Source organism: Streptomyces sp. NPDC029836 (assembly GCF_055574495.1).
In genome coordinates this window covers 311,349-333,915 of sequence record NZ_JBVHZI010000002.1, presented here as the reverse complement: position 1 = coordinate 333,915, position 22,567 = coordinate 311,349, and the positions used below count along the sequence as shown (strand labels likewise).

General features: G+C 72.8%; 18 protein-coding genes. 10 read left to right on the top strand and 8 right to left on the bottom strand.

Annotated features, from left to right (window positions below; translation table 11 throughout):
* Nucleotides 1-6 precede the first annotated feature (6 nt).
* From ACZ4XJ_RS07310 to ACZ4XJ_RS07295, 4 genes are all read right to left on the bottom strand, one after another.
* Nucleotides 7-633, bottom strand: a complete 627-nt coding sequence (locus ACZ4XJ_RS07310; protein WP_468495589.1) for a DUF4126 domain-containing protein — start codon at nucleotides 631-633, stop codon at nucleotides 7-9.
* A gap of 102 nt (nucleotides 634-735) precedes the next feature.
* Nucleotides 736-1,137 carry a DUF3040 domain-containing protein gene (locus tag ACZ4XJ_RS07305; protein ID WP_362879700.1) on the bottom strand — a complete coding sequence of 134 codons (402 nt, stop codon included), beginning with the start codon at nucleotides 1,135-1,137 and terminating at the stop codon, nucleotides 736-738.
* Nucleotides 1,138-1,428: 291 nt separating this feature from the next.
* Nucleotides 1,429-2,187 (bottom strand): methyltransferase, encoded by a 759-nt coding sequence (locus tag ACZ4XJ_RS07300; protein WP_468495588.1) that lies wholly within the window; start codon nucleotides 2,185-2,187, stop codon nucleotides 1,429-1,431.
* 76 nt (nucleotides 2,188-2,263) lie between these two features.
* Nucleotides 2,264-2,785, bottom strand: a complete 522-nt coding sequence (locus ACZ4XJ_RS07295) for an SAV_6107 family HEPN domain-containing protein (protein ID WP_362879697.1) — start codon at nucleotides 2,783-2,785, stop codon at nucleotides 2,264-2,266.
* A gap of 202 nt (nucleotides 2,786-2,987) precedes the next feature.
* On the opposite strand from ACZ4XJ_RS07295, the gene ACZ4XJ_RS07290 reads away from it, so the two are divergent.
* From ACZ4XJ_RS07290 to ACZ4XJ_RS07280, 3 genes are read left to right on the top strand one after another with little or no spacing between them, the layout of a single operon-like run.
* Nucleotides 2,988-4,241 carry an ATP-binding cassette domain-containing protein gene (locus ACZ4XJ_RS07290; RefSeq protein ID WP_468495587.1) on the top strand — a complete coding sequence of 418 codons (1,254 nt, stop codon included), beginning with the start codon at nucleotides 2,988-2,990 and terminating at the stop codon, nucleotides 4,239-4,241.
* Nucleotides 4,213-6,306, top strand: a complete 2,094-nt coding sequence (locus tag ACZ4XJ_RS07285; protein ID WP_362879696.1) for a YhgE/Pip domain-containing protein — start codon at nucleotides 4,213-4,215, stop codon at nucleotides 6,304-6,306. Before ACZ4XJ_RS07290 ends, ACZ4XJ_RS07285 begins: the two co-directional genes overlap by 29 nt.
* 29 nt (nucleotides 6,307-6,335) lie before the next feature.
* Nucleotides 6,336-6,968, top strand: a complete 633-nt coding sequence (locus tag ACZ4XJ_RS07280) for a TetR/AcrR family transcriptional regulator (protein ID WP_362879694.1) — start codon at nucleotides 6,336-6,338, stop codon at nucleotides 6,966-6,968.
* A 339-nt stretch (nucleotides 6,969-7,307) separates the two neighbouring features.
* Here the strand turns inward: ACZ4XJ_RS07280 and ACZ4XJ_RS07275 are convergent, their stop codons facing one another.
* From ACZ4XJ_RS07275 to ACZ4XJ_RS07260, 4 genes are all read right to left on the bottom strand, one after another.
* On the bottom strand, nucleotides 7,308-9,722 hold the full coding sequence (locus ACZ4XJ_RS07275; RefSeq protein WP_468495586.1) for a transglutaminase TgpA family protein: 2,415 nt from the start codon (nucleotides 9,720-9,722) through the stop codon (nucleotides 7,308-7,310).
* Nucleotides 9,719-11,074: a DUF58 domain-containing protein gene (locus ACZ4XJ_RS07270; protein WP_362879692.1), complete on the bottom strand. Its 1,356-nt coding sequence runs from the start codon at nucleotides 11,072-11,074 to the stop codon at nucleotides 9,719-9,721. Before ACZ4XJ_RS07270 ends, ACZ4XJ_RS07275 begins: the two co-directional genes overlap by 4 nt.
* Complete coding sequence (locus ACZ4XJ_RS07265) at nucleotides 11,074-12,084, bottom strand: AAA family ATPase (protein WP_362879690.1); 1,011 nt, start codon at nucleotides 12,082-12,084, stop codon at nucleotides 11,074-11,076. The genes ACZ4XJ_RS07270 and ACZ4XJ_RS07265 overlap by 1 nt, the downstream gene beginning before the upstream one ends.
* Before the next feature lie 138 nt (nucleotides 12,085-12,222).
* Entirely contained in the window at nucleotides 12,223-12,771 is a 549-nt protein-coding gene (locus ACZ4XJ_RS07260; protein WP_362879688.1) for a beta-class carbonic anhydrase, read from the bottom strand.
* A 311-nt stretch (nucleotides 12,772-13,082) separates the two neighbouring features.
* Here ACZ4XJ_RS07260 and rsmH point away from each other — a divergent pair, with 311 nt between their 5' ends.
* The 7 genes from rsmH to murD all read left to right on the top strand — a co-directional run bounded on the left by rsmH (nucleotide 13,083) and on the right by murD (nucleotide 22,520).
* Nucleotides 13,083-14,042, top strand: a complete 960-nt coding sequence (rsmH, locus tag ACZ4XJ_RS07255) for a 16S rRNA (cytosine(1402)-N(4))-methyltransferase RsmH (RefSeq protein WP_362879686.1) — start codon at nucleotides 13,083-13,085, stop codon at nucleotides 14,040-14,042.
* The gene (gene ftsL, locus ACZ4XJ_RS07250) at nucleotides 14,039-14,725 is read left to right on the top strand and encodes a cell division protein FtsL (RefSeq protein ID WP_468495585.1); all 687 of its coding nucleotides are present in this window, start codon (nucleotides 14,039-14,041) and stop codon (nucleotides 14,723-14,725) included. The genes rsmH and ftsL overlap by 4 nt, the downstream gene beginning before the upstream one ends.
* A 144-nt stretch (nucleotides 14,726-14,869) precedes the next feature.
* Entirely contained in the window at nucleotides 14,870-16,891 is a 2,022-nt protein-coding gene (locus ACZ4XJ_RS07245; protein WP_468495584.1) for a peptidoglycan D,D-transpeptidase FtsI family protein, read from the top strand.
* Nucleotides 16,892-16,928: 37 nt separating this feature from the next.
* A complete protein-coding gene (locus ACZ4XJ_RS07240) occupies nucleotides 16,929-18,623 on the top strand; it encodes a UDP-N-acetylmuramoyl-L-alanyl-D-glutamate--2,6-diaminopimelate ligase (protein WP_362879683.1) in 1,695 nt (564 codons plus the stop codon).
* Nucleotides 18,620-20,044 (top strand): UDP-N-acetylmuramoyl-tripeptide--D-alanyl-D-alanine ligase, encoded by a 1,425-nt coding sequence (locus tag ACZ4XJ_RS07235; RefSeq protein ID WP_468495583.1) that lies wholly within the window; start codon nucleotides 18,620-18,622, stop codon nucleotides 20,042-20,044. The genes ACZ4XJ_RS07240 and ACZ4XJ_RS07235 overlap by 4 nt, the downstream gene beginning before the upstream one ends.
* Nucleotides 20,041-21,111, top strand: coding sequence for a phospho-N-acetylmuramoyl-pentapeptide-transferase (gene mraY, locus ACZ4XJ_RS07230; RefSeq protein ID WP_362879680.1), 1,071 nt, complete (start codon nucleotides 20,041-20,043; stop codon nucleotides 21,109-21,111). Before ACZ4XJ_RS07235 ends, mraY begins: the two co-directional genes overlap by 4 nt.
* Entirely contained in the window at nucleotides 21,093-22,520 is a 1,428-nt protein-coding gene (gene murD / locus ACZ4XJ_RS07225; RefSeq protein ID WP_362879678.1) for a UDP-N-acetylmuramoyl-L-alanine--D-glutamate ligase, read from the top strand. Before mraY ends, murD begins: the two co-directional genes overlap by 19 nt.
* Nucleotides 22,521-22,567 lie beyond the last annotated feature (47 nt).

Here is a 22,567-nt window from a genome sequence, read left to right as displayed (position 1 = left end):
CGGGGGTCAGTCCGGTGGTGCCCCGCCGGCCGCGCGGACCTCGGCGGCGAGGCGTTTCTCCTCGCGGCGCTGGGCCCGCCGGCGCAGGAAGCGGCGGATCCGGCTCCATAGGTAGATCACCATGGCCAGGCCGGTGATCAGCAGTACGGCCGCGATGACGGCGGCGGCCTGCGGGTTGAACATGGCGAAGGTGACGATCGCGCCGACGCCGAGGTCCTCGGCCGTGCTCATCGCGATGTTGCTGACGGGCTCCGGTGAGGTGTTGATGGCCATCCGGGTGCCGGCCTTGACGAAATGGCTGGCCAGCGCCGTGGAACCGCCGACCGCACCGGCGGCGAGGTCCGACAGGGAGCCGCTCTGCCCGGCCAGCAGGGCGCCGACCACGGCCCCGGACAGCGGCCGGATGACGGTGTGGACCGAGTCCCACAACGAGTCCACGTAGGGGATCTTGTCGGCGACGGCCTCGCAGAGGAACAGCACGGCCGCCGCGATCAGGACGTCGGGGCGCTGTAGCGCGGCGGGTACGTCGTCGCTCAGTCCGGTCGCGCCGAAGATGCCGAGCAGGAGGATCACGGCGTACGCATTGATCCCGCTGGCCCAGCCGCTGGTGAAGACCAGGGGGAGCACACTCACCCGGTCATCATGCCGCAGGACGGTTGCTCCGGCAGGCGGAAACGGCGGAGGGGACGGCCGCCCTCGGGCGTCCGTCCCCTCACCGATCGGTTCGCGCGGGGCTCACTGCCCCTGTTCGTCACGGCGGCGCTGCCACCGTTCCTCGATCCGGGTCATCATCGACCGACGCTGTCGACTGCGGCCGGGGGCCGAGCCGTCTGCACTTCCGGAGACGGGCTGCTCGCCAGGCTTGGGTGCCTTGCGCCAACCGGTGACCACGAGGACCGTACATCCCAGCATGACGAGGAAACCCACCACGCTGATCCAGAGCACGTTCGGCACGATCACACCGGTCATGAGGAGCGCGATACCCACCACAATGCCTGCGACTGCTTGGTAGACCCGTCGCCGGGTGTACGTGCGCAGTCCACTACCCTCAAGCGCTGTCGCGAACTTGGGGTCTTCGGCGTACAGCGCTCGCTCCATCTGCTCGAGCATTCGCTGCTCGTGCTCCGAGAGCGGCACGGGAGTCCTCCTCATCCGTCGGTCGCGGGGTGAGCGACCAGGGGTCCCCTTCAGGATAGGCGGGGAATCGCCCCCGTGACACCCGCCCTCTACGCCACATTCTGCGAATCCACCGAGCCGGTGAGGCACGGTGTCAAATCTGTGGTCAAACCGTACCGCCGCCAGTGCGGTCACTGAGGCGCTTATTCCCCAATGAGCAGTCCGCCATGCCGACCGGTGCTTCCGATCATACGGGGAGGAGCGCCGATTGGGAGGGTGTGCGGCCGAGCCCGGTTCGCGCATGCCCGCAGATCAGGCGGGCTTCTCGCCCAGAACGTGCAGTTGCGTGGCGACCGCGTGGAAGGCCGGGAGCTCGGCCGCGGCCTCCTCCAGACGCAGCAGTGCCTCCACCGCGCCGGGTTCGGTGTCGACCAGGACCCCGGGGACCAGGTCGGCGAAGATCCGTACGCCGTGCACCGCGCCGACGGCGAGGCCCGCTCCGCCGACCAGCTCCCCGAGCTGCTCGGCGGTGAAGCGGCGCGGCACCGGGTCGCCGGCGCCCCAGCGGCCGGCCGGGTCGGTGAGGGCCGTACGGGCCTCGGTGAAGTGGCCGGCCAGCGCGCGGGCGAGCACGGCCCCGCCGACGCCGGAGCCGAGCACGCTGAGGACGCCGCCCGGGCGCAGGGCCGCGACCGCGTTGGCGACGCCCTCGGCCGGGTCGTCCACGTACTCCAGCACGCCGTGGCAGAGCACGACGTCGTACGTGTCGCGCTCGACCACGTCCAGCAGGCCCTGGGCGTCGCCCTGGACCCCGCGCACCAGATCGGCGACGCCCGCCTCGGAGACCCGGCGCTCCAGCCCGAAGAGGGCGTTCGGGCTGGGGTCGACCACGGTCACCCGGTGGCCCAGGTGAGCCACCGGCACGGCGAACTTGCCGGTGCCGCCGCCGGTGTCCAGTACGTCCAGCACGTCCCGCCCGGTCGCCTTCACCCGGCGGTCGAGGGCCTCCTTGAGGACCTCCCACACCACGGCGGTGCGAAGGGAGGCACGGGGGCGGGAATTGTCCGACACGACTGATGACTCCTCGGCGCGTATGGGTGGGGGAGCGGTGCGATCCCCACCCTATGGCCTCGGACAGCCGGGCAGGTCATCCCGCCTCCGGACGCTCCGGTCCCGGTGTCCTCGGCAGCGGCAGGGCCTGCGCCACGGGTTGCAGCGCGAGCATCCGCTCGACCAGGCGCAGGAACATCCCCGTCTCCCGCACCAGGTCGTCCGCCTGCCGGTCGGTCGCCGCGTCCCGTATCCCCGCCTCGGCCCGCGCCCGGCGGGCCGCGCCGGAGGCGAACAGGGCGCTCCACTCCGTCAGCTCCGGCGCTATCTCCGGGAGCACCTCCCACGCGCTGCGGATCCGCGGCCTGCGCCGCGGGTGGACCGGCTCGGAGCGCCCGCGCGCGGCGAGCACCGCCGCGGCGGCGCGCAGCGCCGCCAGGTGTGCGGTGGCGTACCGCTCGTTGGACCGGGGCAGCCGGGCCGCCTCGGCCAGGCCGTCGCGGGCTTTGGCGAGCAGGTCCAGGGCGGCAGTGGGGTCTCCCCGCGGCGGAGCCGTAGGGGAAGGTGCGGCCGACCTGCGCGGGACGGGGTGGACACGGGACGGGGACGGTGTGGCCATGACGAACCTCCTGTCGTTGCGTGGTGCTCGGCGGTGTTGCGGGTACGCGTGCGGTGTGCGCGTGCCCCTCCATCGTGACGACCGGCACTGACAATCACCCTGACCTGCGCTTTTACCCCCAAAGTCCCCCTCGGGTACGGCCCTTGGCCCTGAACCTGATAGTTTTTGAACTGACCGGTCAGTTCAAAAGAAGGGGGATGGCGTGGACAGCCCGCACGGCGCGGCCGTCAAGGCCGAGGACTTCGGACTCAAGGGCCCGCGCGGCTGGGCCTTCCGGGGCGTGGGGATCGACGCGGCGCCCGGCTCGCTCATCGCGCTCGAAGGCCCGTCCGGCAGCGGTCGGACCTGCCTGCTCCTCGCCCTCACCGGGCGGATGAAGGCCACCGAGGGGTACGCCGAGATCGGCCGCCACCGACTGCCGAAGAAGATGGCGGCGGTCCGTCGGATCTGCGCCCTCGGCCCGGTCCCCGGGGTCAACGACCTCGACCAGGCGCTCACCGTCACCGAGCAACTGCGCGAGGGCGCCCTCCTCCAGCGGCACTACACCGGCCCCGTGCGCGCCCTGCTGCGCCCGCGCGGCGAGGGCCGGACCGCCGCCAAGGTCCTGATCGAGGAGGCCTTGACCGTGGTCGGCCTCGACCTGGCGACGCTGCCGAAGGGGCCGCGCACCTCGGTGCGCGACCTGGAGCGGCCGGAGGCCGTACGGCTCTCCGTGGCCATCGCCCTGCTGGGCAACCCCCGCCTGCTGGCCCTGGACGACCTGGACATCAAGCTTTCGGACTCCGAGCGCGACGAGGTCTGGGCCCTGCTCCGGTCCATCGCCGCCCGCGGCACCACCGTGCTCGCGGTGTGCAGCAAGGCCCCGGCGGACGTGACGGTGCTGCGCACGGTCCCGACCCCGACGAAGGCCAAGGCTCCGACGAAGACCCAGGCTCCGGCGAAGACCGAGGCTCCGGCGAAGACCGACAAGACCAACGCGAAGACCGACGCGAAGACCAAAGCGAAGACCAAGGCCAAGGCTCCGGCCGAGGCCGAGGCCGCCGCACCGGCCGGGCGCGGGACCGCGGAGCCCGCTCCCGTCGCCTCCCGAGGTGCCGGTCCGAAGATCACCTGGGGCCTCTCCGAAGGAGCCGCGCCCGCACCGGACGCGGCGGCCGCCCGGAAGGCGGCCCCGGACAACGACACGGACGACGCCCCGGCGGAAGCCGGAACCAAGGCCGAGGCCAGGACCGACGGCACGACCGACAGCAGGACCGGCGCTCCCGCCGACACCGCACCGGACCCGGAAACGGCCATGGATACCGACACCGCACCGGACCCGGAAACGGCCACGGAAACGGCCACGAAAACCTCCGCGGACACCGGCACGACCACCAAGAACGCCCCGGCCACCACCCCCCACCACGACCCGAAGGGAGCGGCGGACGATGCGATCGCCGAAGCTGGCCGCGCTTGAGCTGAAGCGGTTCGGGCGGGGCAAGCTGCCCCGGGCCGCGCTCGTCGCGCTGCTCCTGCTGCCGCTGCTGTACGGAGCCCTGTACCTCTGGTCCTTCTGGGACCCGTACAGCCGTCTCGACAAGGTTCCCGTCGCCCTCGTCAACGTCGACAAGGGCGCCACCGTCGACGGCAAGCGGATCGAGGCCGGTGACGAGATCACCAAGAAGCTGCACGACAGCAAGACCTTCGACTGGCGCGAGGTGAGCCCCGCCGAGGCGGCGAGGGGCCTGGAGGACGGGACGTACTACCTGTCCCTGACCATGCCCGCCGACTTCAGCGCGAAGATCGCCTCCAGCTCCGGCGACGACCCGGCCACCGGCGCCCTCCAGGTCCGCACGAACGACGCGAACAACTACATCGTCGGCTCGATCTCCAAGACCGTCTTCTCCGAGGTCCGCTCCGCGGCGTCCACCAACGCCTCCCGCGGCTTCCTCGACAAGATCTTCGTCAACTTCTCCGACCTGCACGACAAGACCGCCGAGGCCGCCGACGGCGCCGACAAGCTGAAGGACGGCGCGGGCAAGGCGCAGAAGGGCGCCAAGGACCTCGCCGACGGCCTCGACACGGCCAAGGAGAAGACCGGCGAGCTCAACGGCGGGCTGAAGAAGCTCAACACCTCCGCCGGACAGCTGGAGACCGGTGCGAAGGACCTCGCCGCAGGCACCCAGATCCTCGCCGACAAGGTCAACGGCGCGGCCGCCAAGGCCAAGCCGTTCGTCAGCGACCCGAAGTCGCTGGCGGCCAACGCGGCGCTCGTCGCGGACTCCGCCAAGGTCGTCCGGGAGCACCTCGACACCTTCATGAAGGCCGCGCCCGTCGCGGCCGGCGTCACCAAGCGGGCCCAGACCGGGGCGGACAAGTACTACACCGACCACTGCGTGACCCCCGGCGCCGAACCGCACCTGGCCTCCTGCCCCGACCTGAAGAAGGTCAAGGACGACGTCTCCGAGGGCGCGGCGGCCGCCGCCGACGCCAACAAGGTCGCGCAGGCCGCCGGCACCGACCTCGGCAAGCTCCGCGGCCAGCTCACCGAACTGGAGAACAAGGCGCGCGAGCTCGTCGACAAGGCACCCTCCCTCGCCTCCGACCTCGACCAGGCCGTCACCAAGGTCAACGCCCTCAACAGCGGCGCCCAGAAGGTCTCCTCCGGGATGGGCCAGCTGCACACCGGCATCGGCACCGCCATGAAGGGCTCCGGCGCCATCAACGAGGGCGTCGGCAAGCTCGGCGACGGCGCGCACACCCTCGACGGCGGCATCTACAAGCTGGTCGACGGCTCCGGCGAACTCGCCGGCGGTCTGCACGACGGCGCCGGCAAGATCCCGGACTACGACCAGCAGGCGCGCGACGCCCGCACCCAGGTCATGTCCGACCCGATCCGGCTCGCCAACCAGTCCCTGCACAAGGCGCCCAACTACGGCACCGGCTTCGCCCCGTACTTCATCCCGCTGTCCCTGTGGGTCGGCGCGATGGTCGCCTACATGCTCATCGCACCGATGAACAAGCGGGCCCTGTCCACCGGCGCCTCGCCCTGGCGGATCGCCCTCGCGGGCTGGCTGCCCGTCGTGGGGATCGGCGCCGCCCAGGTCGGCCTGCTGATGTCCGTCCTGCACTGGGCGCCCGGCCTCGGCCTGGAAATGGCCCGGCCGGCGCTGACCATCGGTTTCCTCCTGCTGGTCACCGGCTGCTTCGCGGCGATCGTCCAGTGGCTGAACGCCAAGTTCGGCGCCGCCGGCCGCATCCTGGTGCTGGCCGCCCTGATGCTCCAGCTGACCTCCGCGGGCGGTACGTACCCCGTTCAGACCAGTCCGGGCTTCTTCAACGCCATCCACCCGTACCTCCCGATGTCGTACGTCGTCGAGAGCCTGCGCCGGCTGATCACCGGCGGCGACCTCGCCCCGGTGTGGCAGGGCAGCGCGGTCCTGATGGCCTTCACGCTCGGGGCGCTCGCCCTCACCGCGCTCGCCGCCCGCGGCAAGCAGGTGTGGACGATGGACCGGCTGCACCCGGAACTGAGCCTGTGAGGGGCTGTTGACCTGTGAGAATCAGCGCCATGGAAAGCAGCAGCACCGGTACGGGCACGGGCGGCGCACGCCGCCGGGCCACCCGGCAGAAGCTCTACGAAGCCGCCGTCACCCTCATCGCCGAACAGGGGTTCTCCGCGACCACGGTCGACGAGATCGCGGAGCGGGCGGGCGTGGCCAAGGGCACCGTCTACTACAACTTCGCCAGCAAGACCGACCTCTTCGAGGAGCTCCTGCGGCACGGGGTGGGGCTGCTCACCGCCTCGCTGCGGGCGGCGGCCGAGGAGACGGAGGCCCGCGGCGGCAGCCGCGTCGAGGCCCTGGACGGGATGATCCGCGCGGGGCTGGTCTTCATCGACCGCTACCCCGCCTTCACCCAGCTCTACGTCGCCGAACTGTGGCGGACCAACCGGGCCTGGCAGTCGACCCTGATGGTGGTCCGCCAGGAAGCCGTGGCGGTCGTCGAGACGGTGCTGCGCGAGGGCGTCGAGCGGGGCGAACTCAGCGCCGAGATCGACGTCCCGCTGACGGCGGCGGCGATGGTCGGAATGGTGCTGGTGGCGGCGCTGGACTGGCAGGCATTCCAGAGCGAACGCTCGCTGGACGACGTCCACTCGGCGCTGTCGCTGCTCCTGCGGGGCCGGGTCAGCGGCAGTCGATGACGCCGGTCGGACCCCCCGGTCGGCGGTGCCGACCGGGCACGTCCGCGACGTAGAACTGAGTATCCGTACCCAGGCGCCGAAATGAGTACCCGTACGGATGGGCTCCCACCTGCGAGGACAGCAGACTGGGGGTGACGGACAGGGCTTCGGCCCGCACCGCGGACACGGGGCCGCGGAGCGGGCCGGACCCCTGGCCGGACGGGGAAACAGGGGGGAACGGGCCACGGGGGAGCCCGGACACGGGAACGCCGGTGGGTCGGGGCTCGGGGGGAACGAGCCCGGACACACCGGCGTTTTCCGTGCGTAAGGAGCCGCGGGCGGCGGCCGACCGGCCCGCCCTCAGCCCCGCCCGCGCAGCGGGATCCGGATGCGGCCGACCACGGCCGACACCCGCTCCGACAGCGCGGCCCAACGGGCCGCGACAACCCAGGACACCCGGGCCGCCGACCGCGGCAGCAGCAGCGCCCGCAGCCGCCCGGCCCGGCCGACGCCCGCCAGCAGGCCGGCCCGGGCCAGCAGGACGTCGTCCGCGAGACCGGGGTAGGACAGGTCGGCGCCGGGCGGCGCGTACAGCGCCCGTTCGACCGCGCCCGCCACCCGGTGGACCGCCCCGGCCGGCTCCGCCTCCAGCTTGCCCAGCGTCACGAAGCGATCCGCGGCCCGCCGCGGCGACAGCGCCTCGTCCGGGAGCACGTTCACGTCCCAGGCGGCGTCACCCAACTCCCGCCAGGCGTCCAGCACCTCCCGCGAACCCAACCGGCGCGCCCGGACCCGACCGCGCCACACCACCGGCAGCAGCGGCAGCGCGAGCACCGCCAGGGCCGCACCCGTCCAACCGAGGACCGCGCCGACCGAAGGACCGCCCGAACCCGGGGCGCCGTCCTGCTTCAGCGCCGGACCGCCGCACTCGCCCAGCCGCTTCAGCTCGGGCGGGCACTCGTTCGCCGTCGACGGCGCCGCCGAGGGCTGCGTGACGGGCTGTGACGGCAGCGCGGACGGCGCCGACGGCTGCGGGGCCGGGGACTCGGCGCGGCTGTAGTCCGGCACCGAGATGCCCGCGCGGGGCGTCGGCTCGAACCGGGTCCAGCCGACGCCCTCGAAGTACAGCTCCGGCCAGGCGTGCGCGTCCCGCATGGAGACGTTGACGCTGCCGTCCGCCTGCTTCTCGCCCGGGGTGAAGCCGACCGCGACCCGCGCCGGGATCCCGAGGGTCCGCGACATGGCCGCCATCGAGAACGCGAAGTGGACGCAGAAGCCCTCCTTGTCGTTCAGGAACCGGGCGATGGCCTGCGAACCCGTACCGGAGGACACCTTCGTGTCGTAGCGGAAGCCGCCGTTCACCGCGAAGAAGTCCTGGATCCTGACCGCCCGCGTGTAGTCGTCCTTCGCCCCGGCCGTGACCCGCCGGGCCGTCTCCGCCACCACCGGCGGCAGGTTGTCCGGCAGCTTGGTGTACTCCGCCCGCACGAAGGGGTTCGGGCCCGGCGCGGACTGCAACTGCGCCGCCGTGGGCCGCAGCAGCAGGCTCCGTACCGTGTACTGCGCGCCCTGCACGTTCTGGAAGCGGTCCTTGCCCAGCTGGTCGCCGACCAGGGTCCGGCCGGCCGGCTCGAAGCGCCACTTCCCGCCGATGTCCACCTGCGTCGCCGGGTACGGCATCGGCAGGTAGCGCTGGGCGTAGGTGTCCGCCGCCGAAACGGTGGTGCGCACCTCGCTCGCGCTCTCGCGGACCCGCTCGCTCAGCCCCGTGGGGGTCGGCATCCGCTCGGGGACGTCGGTGAGCGGGCGCCCGGAGGCCTCCCACTTCACCCCGTTGAACTCGTCCAGCGCCAGGATCCGCAGGTACTGCTCGCCCAGCTGCGGGCTGTCGGTGCGGTACCGCAGGACGACCCGGTTGTCCTGCGCGTTCAGGCTGCTCTGCAGGGAGACCAGCGGGTTCACCGCCGAGATCGTCCCGCCGGTCCCGCCGCCCGTACCGTCGTCCCCGCCGGGCGGACCCAGTACGCCGCTGCCCAGCGCGGGCAGCAGGGCCGGCGCGAGCAGCGCCAGACCCAGCGCGGCCACGCCGATGCGGCGCCCGGTGCGCACCGGGGCGACCGCCTTGGCGCCCGCGCCGCCCCCGTAACCGGAGGCGGCCGAGACGCGCCCGCCGGGGGCCGCGCCGAAGACCCGCCCCCACTGGGCGAGCCGGTCGCGGCCCTCGGAGAGCAGCAGCATCAGGTAGCCGCCGCCGGCCAGCACGAAGGCGAACCAGGCACCGCCCTGCCCGGCGGACAGCCCGGCGGCCACCGAGTACAGCGCCAACAACGGCAGTCCCGCCGCCGCGGCGGCGCGCACGGTCACCGCGAGGACGTCGACCAGCAGGCCGATCAGCAGGACGCCGGACAGCAGCAACAGGCGGATGCCGTCCGTCGTCGGGGCCGGGATCGCGAACTCCGCGACGTCCCGGGTGCCCTGCTGGAACAGCGCCCCGAAGTCGGTGACGAGGAACGCCAGCGGCCCTGATCCGGTGGACTCGGCCTTCCCGGCGAAGAGGAACGCCAGCAGCAGCAGGGACACCAGCAACTGGGCCGCCACGGTCAGCGACCGGGCCAGCGGCACGCGTCGGGCCCCGGCGCCCACCGCCGCCTGCACGCCCAGCAGCGCGGCCGCCTGGAGCAGCCAGCCGGAGGATTCCACCAGCGGGGCCAGTGACCAGGAGGTCAGGAGCGTCGCCAGCATCGCGAAGAACGTCACCCGCGCCCGTCCGCTCATTCCCGGCCTCCGAAGCTTCCCGCGCCGAGCGGAGCGTTCCCCGCCTGCCGCCACAGCTCGCCGAACGCGGCGCCGGGCGGTACGGACACGGCCGTCCAGCCCGCGTCCCGCAGTCTGCGCAGCCGTTCCTCCACCCGCGTGGGCTCGCCCGCCCAGGTCGCCGGGTCCAGTACGAACGCCACGGCGCCCGCGCTGCGTCGGCGCATCCGCGCCGCCGTCTCCGCCTGTACGTCGTCCAGGTCGCCGAAGAACGCGATGAGCAGGCCGTCCCCGCCGGACGCGGCGAAACCGGCGCCGGCGCCGCGCAGGGCGTCGTGGGCGGCGGAGAGCCCGGACCCGTCGGAGTGCCCGACCACCGCGAGGGTGTCCATCATCAGTCCGGCCGCCTCGGCGGACTCCTGCCCGCCCGAGGAGAAGCCGCCGCCCTCGCCACCCGCGCAGTCGCCGGTGTCGGTCAGCAGCCGGGCCGAGAAGCCCTGTTCGAGCACGTGCAGCAGGGTGGAGGCGGCCGCGGAGACCGCCCATTCGAAGGCGGAGTCCGGACCGGCGCCCTCGTACGCGCGGCGGCGGGTGTCCAGCAGCACGGTGGCCTTGCTGCGCTGCGGCTGTTCCTCGCGGCGCACCATCAGCTCGCCGTAGCGTGCGGTGGAGCGCCAGTGGACCCGGCGCAGGTCGTCGCCGCGCCGGTAGGTGCGCGGGATCACGTCGTCGTCCCCGGCCAGGGCCAGCGAGCGGCGGACGCCGTCGCCGTATCCGTTCGCCTCGCCGGTCATCCGGACCGGGGGCAGGGGCTCGGTGCGGGGGACGACGGTCAGGGTGTCGTAGGCGCTGAAGGAGCGGGTCAGCTCGACCAGCCCGAAGGGGTCGGTCAGCCGCAGTTGGAGCGGGCCCAACGGATAGCGGCCGCGCAGGTCGGAACGGACCCGGTAGGAGACCTCGCGACGGCCGCTCGCCTCGACCCGGTCCAGGACGAACCGGGGCCGGGGCCCCAGTACGTACGGCACCCGGTCCTGGAGCATGAGCAGCCCGGTCGGGACGCGGGAGACGTTCTCCATCCGCAGCTGGACCCGGGCCTCACCGCCGGCGGGCACCCGCGAGGGGGTCAGCCGGCGGCTGCCGGAGACCCGGTGGCGGGTGCGGTGCAGGGCCAGTACGCAGATCAGCGGGAGGACGACCAGCAGCAGCCCGACCCGCAGCAGTTGGCTCTGGCCCAGCACGTACGCGCACGCGGCGGCGGCGGCCCCGGCGGCCAGGAACGACCGGCCCCGGGTGGTCAGGCCGGCCAGCGAGGCCCGAAGCCCGCCCGCCTCCCTCGGCAGCCCGCCGGCGCCGCGCGGGGCACCGGCGCCCATCAGAAGCCCCGGATGCCCGCGCCGGGCGGCATCTCGCCGCGGGCGTGCGCGGCGGGAACGGGGGTGCGCTGGAGGATGTCGTGGACGACCTGCTCGGCGGTGCGCCGGTTCAGCTGCGCCTGCGCCGTGGGCAGCAGCCGGTGCGCGAGGACGGGCGCGGCCAGCGCCTGCACGTCGTCGGGCAGGACGTAGTCCCGGCCGGACAGCGCGGCCGAGGCCTTCACGGCGCGCAGCAGGTGCAGGGTGGCGCGGGGGGAGGCGCCCAGGCGCAGGTCGGGGTGGCTGCGGGTCGCGGAGACCAGGTCGACCACGTAGCGGCGGACCGGTGCGGCCACGTACACCTCGCGGACGGCCTCGATCAGCTTGATGATCTCGTGGGCGTGCGCGACGGCCGTCAGGTCGTCGAGCGGGGAGACCCCGCCGTGCACGTCGAGCATCTGGAGCTCGGCCTCGGGGCTGGGGTAGCCGACGGAGACGCGGGCCATGAAGCGGTCGCGCTGCGCCTCGGGGAGCGGGTAGGTGCCCTCCATCTCCACCGGGTTCTGCGTGGCGACCACCATGAACGGGCTGGGCAGGGCGTACGTGGTGCCGTCGATGGTGACCTGGCGTTCCTCCATCGACTCCAGCAGCGCCGACTGGGTCTTGGGGGAGGCTCGGTTGATCTCGTCACCGATGACGATCTGCGCGAAGATCGCGCCCGGCTTGAACTCGAACTCGCGGCGCTGCTGGTCGTAGATGCTGACGCCGGTGATGTCGGAGGGCAGCAGGTCCGGAGTGAACTGGATGCGCTGCACCGAGCAGTCGATGGACTTGGCGAGCGTCTTGGCCAGCATGGTCTTGCCGACGCCGGGGACGTCCTCGATCAGCAGGTGTCCCTCGGCGAGCAGCACCGTCAGCGCGAGGCGCACGACCTCGGGCTTGCCCTCGATCACGCCCTCGACCGACTGGCGGACCCGCTCTGCCGTGCTGGTCAGATCCGCGAGGCTGGCTCGGTCGTCGTACGTGGTCACCTGGTTCTCCTCGGCCCTTTCCCAGGGCCGACGCCGTTGGCGCATGTACCGGCCCACCCCTGAACGCGGACACCGGCCCCGGAGGTCGTCCGGGGGGCGCCACACCGCATTCTTGACGCCGTTACGGCCCCGTGTCACTCAAGAGGCGGGATCGATCTCCCGCAGCAGCCCGGTGTGCACGTCGAAGACGAAGCCTCGCACATCGTCGCGGTGGAGCATGAAGGGGTTCGTGCGGACCCGCTGCATGGACTGGCGGACGTCCTGGTCGACGTCCCGGAAGGCCTCGACGGCCCAGGCGGGGCGCTGGCCGACCTCGTCCTCCAGCTCGTGCCGGAAGTCCTCGGTCAGGCTTTCGAGACCGCAGCCGGTGTGGTGGATGAGTATCACCGCGCGGGTGCCCAGCGCCCGCTGGCTGATGGTGAGGGAGCGGATGGTGTCGTCGGTGACCACCCCGCCCGCGTTCCGGATGGTGTGGCAGTCACCGAGTTCCAGACCCAGGGCGGCGTGCAGGTCGAGGCGGGCGTCCATACAGGCCACGACGGCCACCTGGAGGACCGGGCGGGCGTCCATGCCCGGGTCGGTGAACGCCGAGGCGTACTTCCGGTTCGCCTCGACGAGGCGATCGGTGACGGAGGCGCCGGATGCCTGGGGCGCGGGGGTGGCTGGCAGGGATGCGGAAGTCGTCATGGTGAAGACGTTAGTGGTCACAGGCCGGTGAGGCATGGAGTGAGGGTGGACAAAGAAGGTCAACGAGCCTTGTTGTGAGCTAACCCACAGGGGTGGGGCGGAGGCCGCCATTCAGGTGATTCGCGGCTTTTGCGGATTCACCGTGAGAGGGGCGCACCGGGCGCGGGGCGGTTCGTTGACCGTGGCGACCGTTGCACTAAAGTGACGCGAACCGGCCGGAGCCCGGCCCTCAGCGGCCGCCCGGTCCCCTGGTAAAACTCCGCGTGCGCGGCGCGGCGTACGCCTGCCGCGCCGTTATCTGAGAGGGCGCTTTGACTAGCGAGTCCCGACATGTCCCGGTGATGCTCCAGCGGTGCCTGGACCTGTTGGCCCCGGCGCTGGAGAGGCCGGGGGCGGTCGTCGTCGACTGCACCCTCGGCCTCGGCGGCCACAGCGAGGCCCTGCTGACCCGGTTCCCCGAGGCCCATCTGATCGGCCTCGACCGCGACAAGGAAGCCCTGCGGCTCTCCGGCGAGCGCCTCGCGCCGTTCGGCGACCGCGTCACCCTCGTCCACGCGATCTACGCCGACCTGGCCGAGGTGCTGGACGGCCTGCGGATCCCCACCGTCCAGGGCATCCTCTTCGACCTGGGCGTCTCCTCCATGCAGCTCGACGAGGCCGACCGCGGGTTCGCCTACGCGCAGGACGCCCCGCTCGACATGCGCATGGACCAGAGCACAGGCATCAGCGCCGCCGAGGTCCTCAACACCTACGCCCCCGGCGAGCTGGTCCGGATCCTGCGCCAGTACGGCGAGGAGAAGCAGGCCAAGCGGATCGTGTCGGCGGTCGTCCGCGAACGGGACAAGAACCCCTTCACCAACAGCGCCCGGCTCGTCGAGCTGATCCGCGACTCCCTCCCGCAGGCGGCCAAGCGCACCGGCGGCAACCCCGCCAAGCGGACCTTCCAGGCCCTGCGCATCGAGGTCAACGGCGAGCTCTCCGGTCTGGAGCGGGCCATCCCGGCGGCGGTGGACCGGATCGCGGTGGGCGGCCGGATCGCGGTGCTTTCGTACCACTCCCTGGAGGACCGGCTCGTCAAGCAGGTCTTCGCGGCGGGCGCGGCCTCCACCGCGCCGCCCGGGCTGCCGGTGGTGCCGGAGAAGTACCAACCGAAGCTGAAGCTGCTGACGCGCGGCGCCGAACTGCCGACCGAGGAGGAGATCGCCGAGAACCGGCGGGCCGCCCCGGCCCGGTGCCGCGGCGTCGAGCGCATCCGCGAGGCGCGGCTGTGACCCCGGCGGGCCGCTCCGGTGGCGGCAGGGCCGGCAAGGTGGCCACCCTGACCCGCGGGCAGGCGGCCCGCATCGGCCGGGCGCTCGGCGGCGGCCCGGCCGCACGGCCCGGCGGGACGCCGGGGCAGGCGCCCCGGATGCCGTTCGTCCTGCTCGTCGTGGCCCTCCTCGGCGGCGGCCTGATCAGCCTGCTGCTGCTGAACTCCGCACTGAACGAGGGCTCCTTCCAGCTGAGCAAGCTGAAGAAGGAGACCACCGCGCTGACCGACGAGGAACAGGCCCTCCAGCGCGACGTCGACGGCTACTCGGCCCCCGACGCCCTCCAGCGCCGGGCCCACGAACTGGGCCTGGTACCCGGCGGCAGCCCGGTCTTCATCGGCGCGGACGGCAAGGTCGCCGGCGCCGTCTCGACGGCCGAGGCCCCGCCGCCGCCCTCCCCGCCGCCCACCGCCCAGCCCGCCCCGGGCCAGAGCGCGACCCCCGCCGGGGCGCCGTCCGGGGCCCCCGCGCCCGTGCCCGCGCCCGCGGGCCGGGCCCCGGCGGCCTCCGGCGCCCCGGGCTCCCCGAACCCGGCGGCCCCCGACCCGGCCGCCCAGGACCCCGCCGCGCAGGGCCCCTCGTCCGGCCCGGGCGGCACGCCCCAGCCCCCGCAGCAGCAACCCTCCCCGACCCCAGGCAGGTGACGTGGTGACCCCGCTGACAGGCGGTTCCGCCGTACCCGGGCGCGGCCCCGCGGGGCCCCGCCCGGCCCCGCCCCTCGCCCGCGAGCAGGGTCCCGCCCGGACCCCCGGGCACGCCGGCGGCACCCGTACCGCGGAGGTGGGCGCGTGAGCCCCAAGGAGCCGCCCCGGCGGCGGGTGCCCGGCCCCGCCCGGCCGCGCCCCGGCGACCGGGCCCGCGCGAACGCCCGTCCGGCCTCGCGCCCCGCGACCCGGCGACCCGCCGCCACGGCGCGCGCGCCGCACCTGATCCGGCTGGGCAGCCCCCGACCCCGGCTGCGGCTGGTCGGCGTGGGGCTGACCCTGGTGATGCTGGCCTTCGTCGTCCGGCTCCTCCAGGTGCAGGCCGTCGACGCCTCCTCGTACTCGGCGAAGGCCTCCGAGAACCGCTTCGCGAGCCACACCCTGGCCGCCGAACGCGGCGAGATCACCGACCGCAAGGGCGTCGCCCTGGCGACCAGCGTGGACGCGTACGACATCACCGCGGACCCGAAGATGTTCACCCCGCAGGAGAGCAAGGCGCCCGACGCCCCCGAGCAGGCCGCCGCGCTCCTCGCGCCCATCCTCGGCAAGGACGCCAAGGAACTCACCGCGCGCCTGAAGACCAAGAACACCCGCTACGTCGTCCTGGCCCGCCGGCAGACCCCCCAGGTCTGGAACCAGATCAAGGACCTCAAGCGGCTGTTCGCCGACAAGGCCGCCGCGGACAAGAAGAGCAACGGCCCCGGCGCCAACGTCATCGCCGGCGTCTTCAACGAGAACAGCAGCAAGCGCGTGTACCCGAACGGCGCCCTCGCCGCCGGGATACTGGGCTACGTCAACGCCGAGGGCAAGGGCGGCGGGGGCCTGGAGTCCTCCCTCGACAAGAAGTTGGCCGGCAAGGACGGCGAGCTCACCTACGCCCAGTCCGGGGGCCGTCGCGTGCCCACCGCGGGATCCAGCGAGAAGCCCGCCGTACCCGGCGACGACATCGAGCTGACCATCGACCGCGACATCCAGTGGGCCGCGCAGAGCGCCATCACCGAGCAGGTCGAGAAGTCCGCCGCCGACCGGGGCTACGTCATCGTCCAGGACACCCGCACCGGCGAGGTGTTGGCCATGGCCAATTCCCCCGGCTTCGACCCCAACGACCTGACCCGGGCCAGCTCCGCCGCCATGGGCAACGCGGCCCTCCAGGACGTGTACGAGCCCGGATCCACGGCCAAGGTCATCTCGATGGCGGCGGTCCTGGAGGAGAAGAAGGCCACCCCCGCGACGCACGTCGAGGTCCCCAACCGACTGCACCGCGGCGACCGCCTGTTCAAGGACGACATCGACCACCCCACCTGGTACCTCACCCTCAACGGGGTCCTCGCCAAGTCCTCCAACATCGGCACCATCCTGGCCACCGGCCAACTCGGCGCCACCCAGCCCGAGGCCAACAAGGTCCTGCACTCCTACCTGACCAAGTTCGGCATCGGAGCGCCCACCGGCCTGGGCTACCCCGGCGAATCGCGCGGCATCCTCGCCGAACCCGGAGCCTGGTCCACCTCCCAGCAGTACACGATCCCGTTCGGCCAGGGCCTGTCCGTGAACGCGATGCAGGCGGCCTCCGTCTACTCGACCGTCGCCAACGACGGCGTCCGGATCACCCCCACCCTGGTCCGCGGCACCAGGGGCCCCGACGGCCGCTTCACCCCGGCGCCGGCGCCCGAACGCACCCAGGTGGTCAGCAAGGAGACCGCCAAGACCCTCGCCGAGATGCTCGAATCCGTGGTCGACGACCAGGAGGGCACCGGCACCAAGGCGCGCATCCCCGGCTACCGGGTCGGCGGCAAGACGGGCACCTCCAACCGGGTGGACCCGGCCACCGGCCGCTACAAGGGCTACACCGCCTCCTTCGCCGGGTTCGCCCCCGCCGACAACCCGCGGATCACCGTCTACTGCGCCATCCAGAACCCCACGAAGGGCAGTTACTTCGGCGGCCAGATCTGCGGCCCGATCTACAAGACGGTCATGGAGTTCGCCCTCAAGACCCTCCAGGTCGCCCCTTCCGGCACGGCACCCGCCGGACTCCCGGTGACCTTCGAGGGAGGCCCGCCGCCCGCCGCCCCGAACACGACGCAGCCCAGCCCGCAGCCCGGTCAGTGACCCGGCCGACCAGCCAGAAAAGCGTGAGGCACCATCAGTGACAACGATCACCCCGAATGCCGGGAACCAGTCGCCCGAGGACGCCCCGGCCGGGGGCTCGCTTCGCGGGCGGGCCGCAGCGCCCGGTACGCTCACCGCCGTGCCCCACGCTGATCAGCCCAGAAACGCCCAGAAAGACGCCCCGGCAGCGCCGCCGGGAGCGCCCCGGCCCGTGTCCACCGGCCCCACCCCACTGGGTGAGCTGGCCACGCTGCTGGGACTGCCCGATCCGGGCGCCGCGCAGATCACCGGCATCACGCACGACTCCCGTGCGGTACGCCCCGGAGACCTGTACGCGGCCCTGCCCGGCGCCCGCCTGCACGGCGCGGACTTCTCCGCCCAGGCGGCCGCCCTCGGCGCCGCGGCCGTCCTGACCGACCCCGCGGGCGCCGAACGCGCCGCCGCGACGGGCCTGCCGGTCCTGAGCGTGGACGATCCGCGCGGCCGGATGGGCGAGCTCGCCGCCACGATCTACGGACGCCCCGGCGAAGGCCTGCTGCGCCTCGGCATCACCGGTACCTCCGGCAAGACCACCACCGCGTACCTCGTCGAAGGCGGGCTCCGCGCGGCGGGACTCGCCACCGGGCTCATCGGCACCGTCGAGATGCGCGTCGGCGACGAACGCATCAAGTCCGAGCGCACCACCCCCGAGGCCACCGACCTCCAGGCCCTGTTCGCCGTCATGCGCGAACGCGGCGTCGAGGCCGTGGCGATGGAGGTCTCCAGCCACGCGCTGGTGCTCGGCCGGGTCGACGGCTGCGTCTTCGACGTCGCCGTCTTCAACAACCTGAGCCCGGAACACATGGAGTTCCACTCCGACATGGAGGACTACTTCCAGGCGAAGGCCCAGCTCTTCACCGAGCGCCGGGCCCGCCTCGGGGTGGTCAACGTCGACGACGAGTACGGTCGCCGCCTCGCCAAGGAGGCGCCGATCCCGGTCGTCACCTTCTCCGCGACGGGCGACCCCGCCGCCGACTGGCGCGCCGAGGACGTGGTCAGCGGCCACATGGACTCCACCCTGACCCTGGTCGGCCCCGCCGGGCAGCGGGTACGGGCCACCGCGCCGCTGCCGGGCCCCTTCAACGTCGCGAACACCGTCGCCGCGATCGTCACCCTCGCCGCGGCCGGCCTCGACCCGCAGACCGCCGCCGACGGCGTCGCCGCGGTCCCCGGGGTACCGGGCCGACTGGAGCGGGTCGACGCGGGCCAGGAGTACCTGGCCGTCGTCGACTACGCCCACAAGACCGACGCCGTCGAGTCCGTCCTGCGGGCCCTGCGCGAGGTCACCACCGGCCGGTTGCACATCGTGCTCGGCTGCGGCGGCGACCGCGACACCACCAAGCGGGCCCCCATGGGCGCCGCGGCCGCCCGGTACGCCGACGTGGCCGTCCTGACCTCCGACAACCCGCGCTCCGAGGACCCCCTCGCGATCCTCGCCGCCATGTTCGCCGGCGCGGTGTCCGTGCCGCCCGAGGAGCGCGGCGCCGTCCTCGTCGACGCCGACCGGGCGGCGGCCATCGCCGCGGCCGTGGCGCGCGCCGAGCCCGGCGACACCGTCCTCGTCGCGGGCAAGGGCCACGAACAGGGCCAGGACACCGCGGGCGTCGTACGGCCCTTCGACGACCGCGCCGTGCTCCGCGCGGCCATCGAGAACCAGCAGCGCAGCGCCCGACAGGCCGAGGTGAACCAGTGATCGACCTTTCCCTCGCCGAGATCGCCGACATCACCGGCGGGCGGCCCCACGACATACCGGACCCCTCGGTGCGGATCGGCGGCCCCGTCGTCATCGACTCCCGTCAGGTCGAGCCCGGCAGCCTCTTCGCCGCCTTCGCGGGCGAGCAAGTCGACGGCCACGACTACGCCGAGCGCGCGGTCGCGGCCGGCGCCGCGGCCGTCCTCTCGGCCCGGCCCGTCGGTGTTCCGGCGATCGTCGTCGACGACGTGGAGAAGGCGCTCGGAGCCCTCGCCCGCGCCGTCGTCGGCCGCCTCGGCACCGATGTGGTGGCCCTGACCGGTTCGGCCGGCAAGACCTCCACCAAGGACCTCATCGCCCAGGTGCTCCAGCACCACGCGCCCACGGTGTGGACACCGGGCTCCCTCAACAACGAGATCGGCCTTCCGCTCACGGCGTTGAAGGCCACCGCCGAAACCCGCCACCTGGTCCTGGAGATGGGCGCGCGCGGCATCGGCCACATCGCGTACCTCACCGGTCTGACCCCGCCGCGCATCGGCCTCGTCCTGAACGTCGGCACCGCCCACATCGGCGAGTTCGGCGGCCGCGAGGCCATCGCACAGGCCAAGGGGGAACTGGTCGAGGCCCTGCCGGCCGCCGAGGACGGCGGAGTTGCCGTGCTGAACGCCGACGACCCCCTGGTCCGGGCCATGGAGAGCCGCACGAAGGCCCGTACGGTGTTCTTCGGCGAGGCCGAGAGCGCCGACGTACGGGCCACCGAGGTCCGGATGACGCCGGGGGGACAGCCCTCGTTCACACTCCACACCCCGACCGGGTGCAGCGATGTGACCTTGCGGCTGTACGGTGAGCACCACGTGTCGAACGCGCTCGCCGCGGCCGCCGTCGCCCATGTACTGGGCATGTCCGTCGAGGAGATCGCCACCGCGCTCTCCGGAGCGGGCACGTTGTCCCGGTGGCGGATGGAGGTCACCGAGCGTGCGGACGGCGTGACGATCGTCAACGACGCCTACAACGCGAACCCCGAATCCATGCGGGCCGCCCTGCGCGCACTCGCCGCGATGGGCGGCGGCGCCAGGGCCAACGGGGGACGTACGTGGGCAGTGCTCGGCCCCATGGCCGAGCTCGGTGACGCGGCGTTGGCCGAGCACGACGCGGTGGGACGGCTTGCCGTCCGGCTCAACGTGAGCAAGCTCGTAGCAGTCGGGGGCAGGGAAGCGTCCTGGCTGCAACTGGGCGCATATAACGAGGGTTCGTGGGGTGAGGAGTCGGTGCTCGTGTCCGACGCGCAGGCGGCGGTCGACCTGTTGCGCAGTGAATTGCGCCCGGGGGACGTCGTGCTGGTGAAGGCTTCCAGGTCGGTCGGCCTGGAGCGGGTCGCGCTGGCGTTGCTGGAGCGCGAGGGCGAGGTCGCCGGCCGATGAGGCAGATCCTTTTCGCCGGAGTCATCGGCCTTTTCCTCACCCTCGTGGGAACCCCGCTGCTGATCAAGCTGCTGGCCCGCAAGGGCTACGGCCAGTTCATCCGCGACGACGGCCCGCGCGGGCACGCCGGGAAGAAGGGCACGCCCACCATGGGCGGCATCTCCTTCATCCTGGCGACGCTCGTCGCGTACGCCCTGACCAAGGTGATCACCGGAAGCGAGCCGACCTTCTCCGGTCTGCTCGTCCTGTTCCTGATGGCGGGAATGGGCGTGGTCGGTTACCTCGACGACTACATCAAGATCGTCAAGCGGCGCTCGCTCGGCCTGCGGGCCAAGGCGAAGATGTCCGGACAGCTGATCGTCGGCATCGCCTTCGCGGTGCTCGCGCTCCAGTTCAAGGACTCCCGCGGACTCGCCCCGGCCTCCACCAAGCTGTCGTTCGTCACGGACTTCGGCTGGTCGATCGGCCCGGTGCTGTTCGTGGTCTGGGCGCTGTTCATGATCCTGGCCATGTCCAACGGCGTGAACCTCACCGACGGGCTGGACGGCCTGGCCACCGGCGCCGCGGTGATGGTCTTCGGCGCCTACACCTTCATCGGTGTCTGGCAGTTCCAGGAGTCCTGCGCCAACGCGCAGACGCTGACCAACCCGAACGCCTGCTTCGAGGTCCGTGACCCGCTCGACCTGGCCGTCGTTGCGTCCGCCCTGATGGGTGCCTGCTTCGGCTTCCTGTGGTGGAACACCTCGCCCGCCAAGATCTTCATGGGCGACACCGGTTCCCTCGCGCTGGGCGGCGCGCTCGCGGGTCTGGCCATCTGCTCCCGCACGGAGTTCCTGATGGCCCTCCTCGGCGGCCTCTTCGTGCTCATCACGATGTCGGTCGTCATCCAGGTCGGCTCCTTCAAGATGACCGGCAAGCGGGTCTTCCGGATGGCGCCGCTCCAGCACCACTTCGAACTCAAGGGCTGGTCCGAAGTCCTCGTCGTGGTCCGGTTCTGGATCATCCAGGGCATGTGCGTGATCGTGGGTCTCGGTCTCTTCTACGCGGGATGGGCAGCCGACAAGTGACCTCCTGGCACGGCAAGAACATCACCGTCGCCGGCCTCGGCGTGAGCGGCATCAGTGCCGCCCGCGCCCTGGCCGGCCTCGGCGCTTCGGTGACCGTCGTCGACGGCGGCGACAGCGAGGGCCACCGGGCCCGGGCGGCGGAGTTGGAGGCCGCGGGCATCTCCGTACGCCTCGGCGACGCCGAACGGCTGCCCGGCGGCACCGACCTGGTCGTCACCTCGCCCGGCTGGAAGCCCGACAGCCCGCTGTTCGCGGCCGCCGCCGAAGCCGGCGTCGACGTCGTCGGTGACGTGGAGATCGCCTGGCAGCTGCGCGGCGAGAACGCCGCGCCCTGGCTCGCGATCACCGGCACCAACGGCAAGACGACCACCACCCAGATGCTCGCGTCGATCCTGCGCGCCGCCGGTCTGCGGACCGCGGCCGTCGGCAACATCGGCACCCCGATCATCGACGTGGTGACCGGCGAGGAGACGTACGACGTCCTCGCCGTCGAACTCTCCAGCTACCAGCTGCACTGGGCGCCCTCCGTGCGCGCCCACTCCGCGGCCGTGCTCAACCTGGCCCCCGACCACCTCGACTGGCACGGTTCCATGGAGGCGTACGCCGCCGACAAGGGCCGCGTCTACGAGGGCAACACCGTCGCCTGCGTCTACAACGTCGCCGACAAGGCCACCGAGGACCTCGTCGTGGAGGCCGACGTCGAAGAGGGCTGCCGGGCCATCGGCTTCACCCTCGGCGCCCCCGGCCCCTCCATGCTCGGCGTCGTCGACGGCATCCTCGTCGACCGCGCCTTCGTCGAGAACCGGCAGAAGAACGCCCAGGAACTCGCGCAGGTCGAGGACGTCAACCCGCCCGCCCCGCACAACATCGCCAACGCCCTCGCGGCCGCCGCCCTGGCCCGCGCCTTCGGCGTCGAACCCCGCGCCGTGCGCGACGGGCTGCGCGACTTCCGCCCCGACGCCCACCGCGTCGCGCACGTCGCCGAGGTCGCCGAGGTGACGTACATCGACGACTCCAAGGCCACCAACACCCACGCGGCGGAAGCCTCGCTGGCCGCCTTCGAACCCGTCGTGTGGATCGCCGGTGGCCTCGCCAAGGGCGCCACTTTTGACGAACTCGTCCAGAAGTCGGCCCCGCGGCTGCGCGCCGTGGTGCTGATCGGAGCCGACCGGGCGCTCATCGCCGACGCGCTGGCGCGACACGCCCCCGAGGTCCCGGTCACCGACCTCGACCGGACCGACACTGGGGCGATGCTCGCGGCGGTCCGGGAAGCCGCCCGGCTCGCCCGACCCGGCGACACGGTCCTGCTGGCGCCGGCCTGCGCCTCCATGGACATGTTCGCGAACTACAACAAGCGTGGGGACGCGTTCGCCGACGCGGTGCGCGAACTGGCCGCCGAGAGCGCCTAGGTCGATCCAGGGCAGGTTCCCTCCCCGACCCGGCTGCTCGCCTCGCA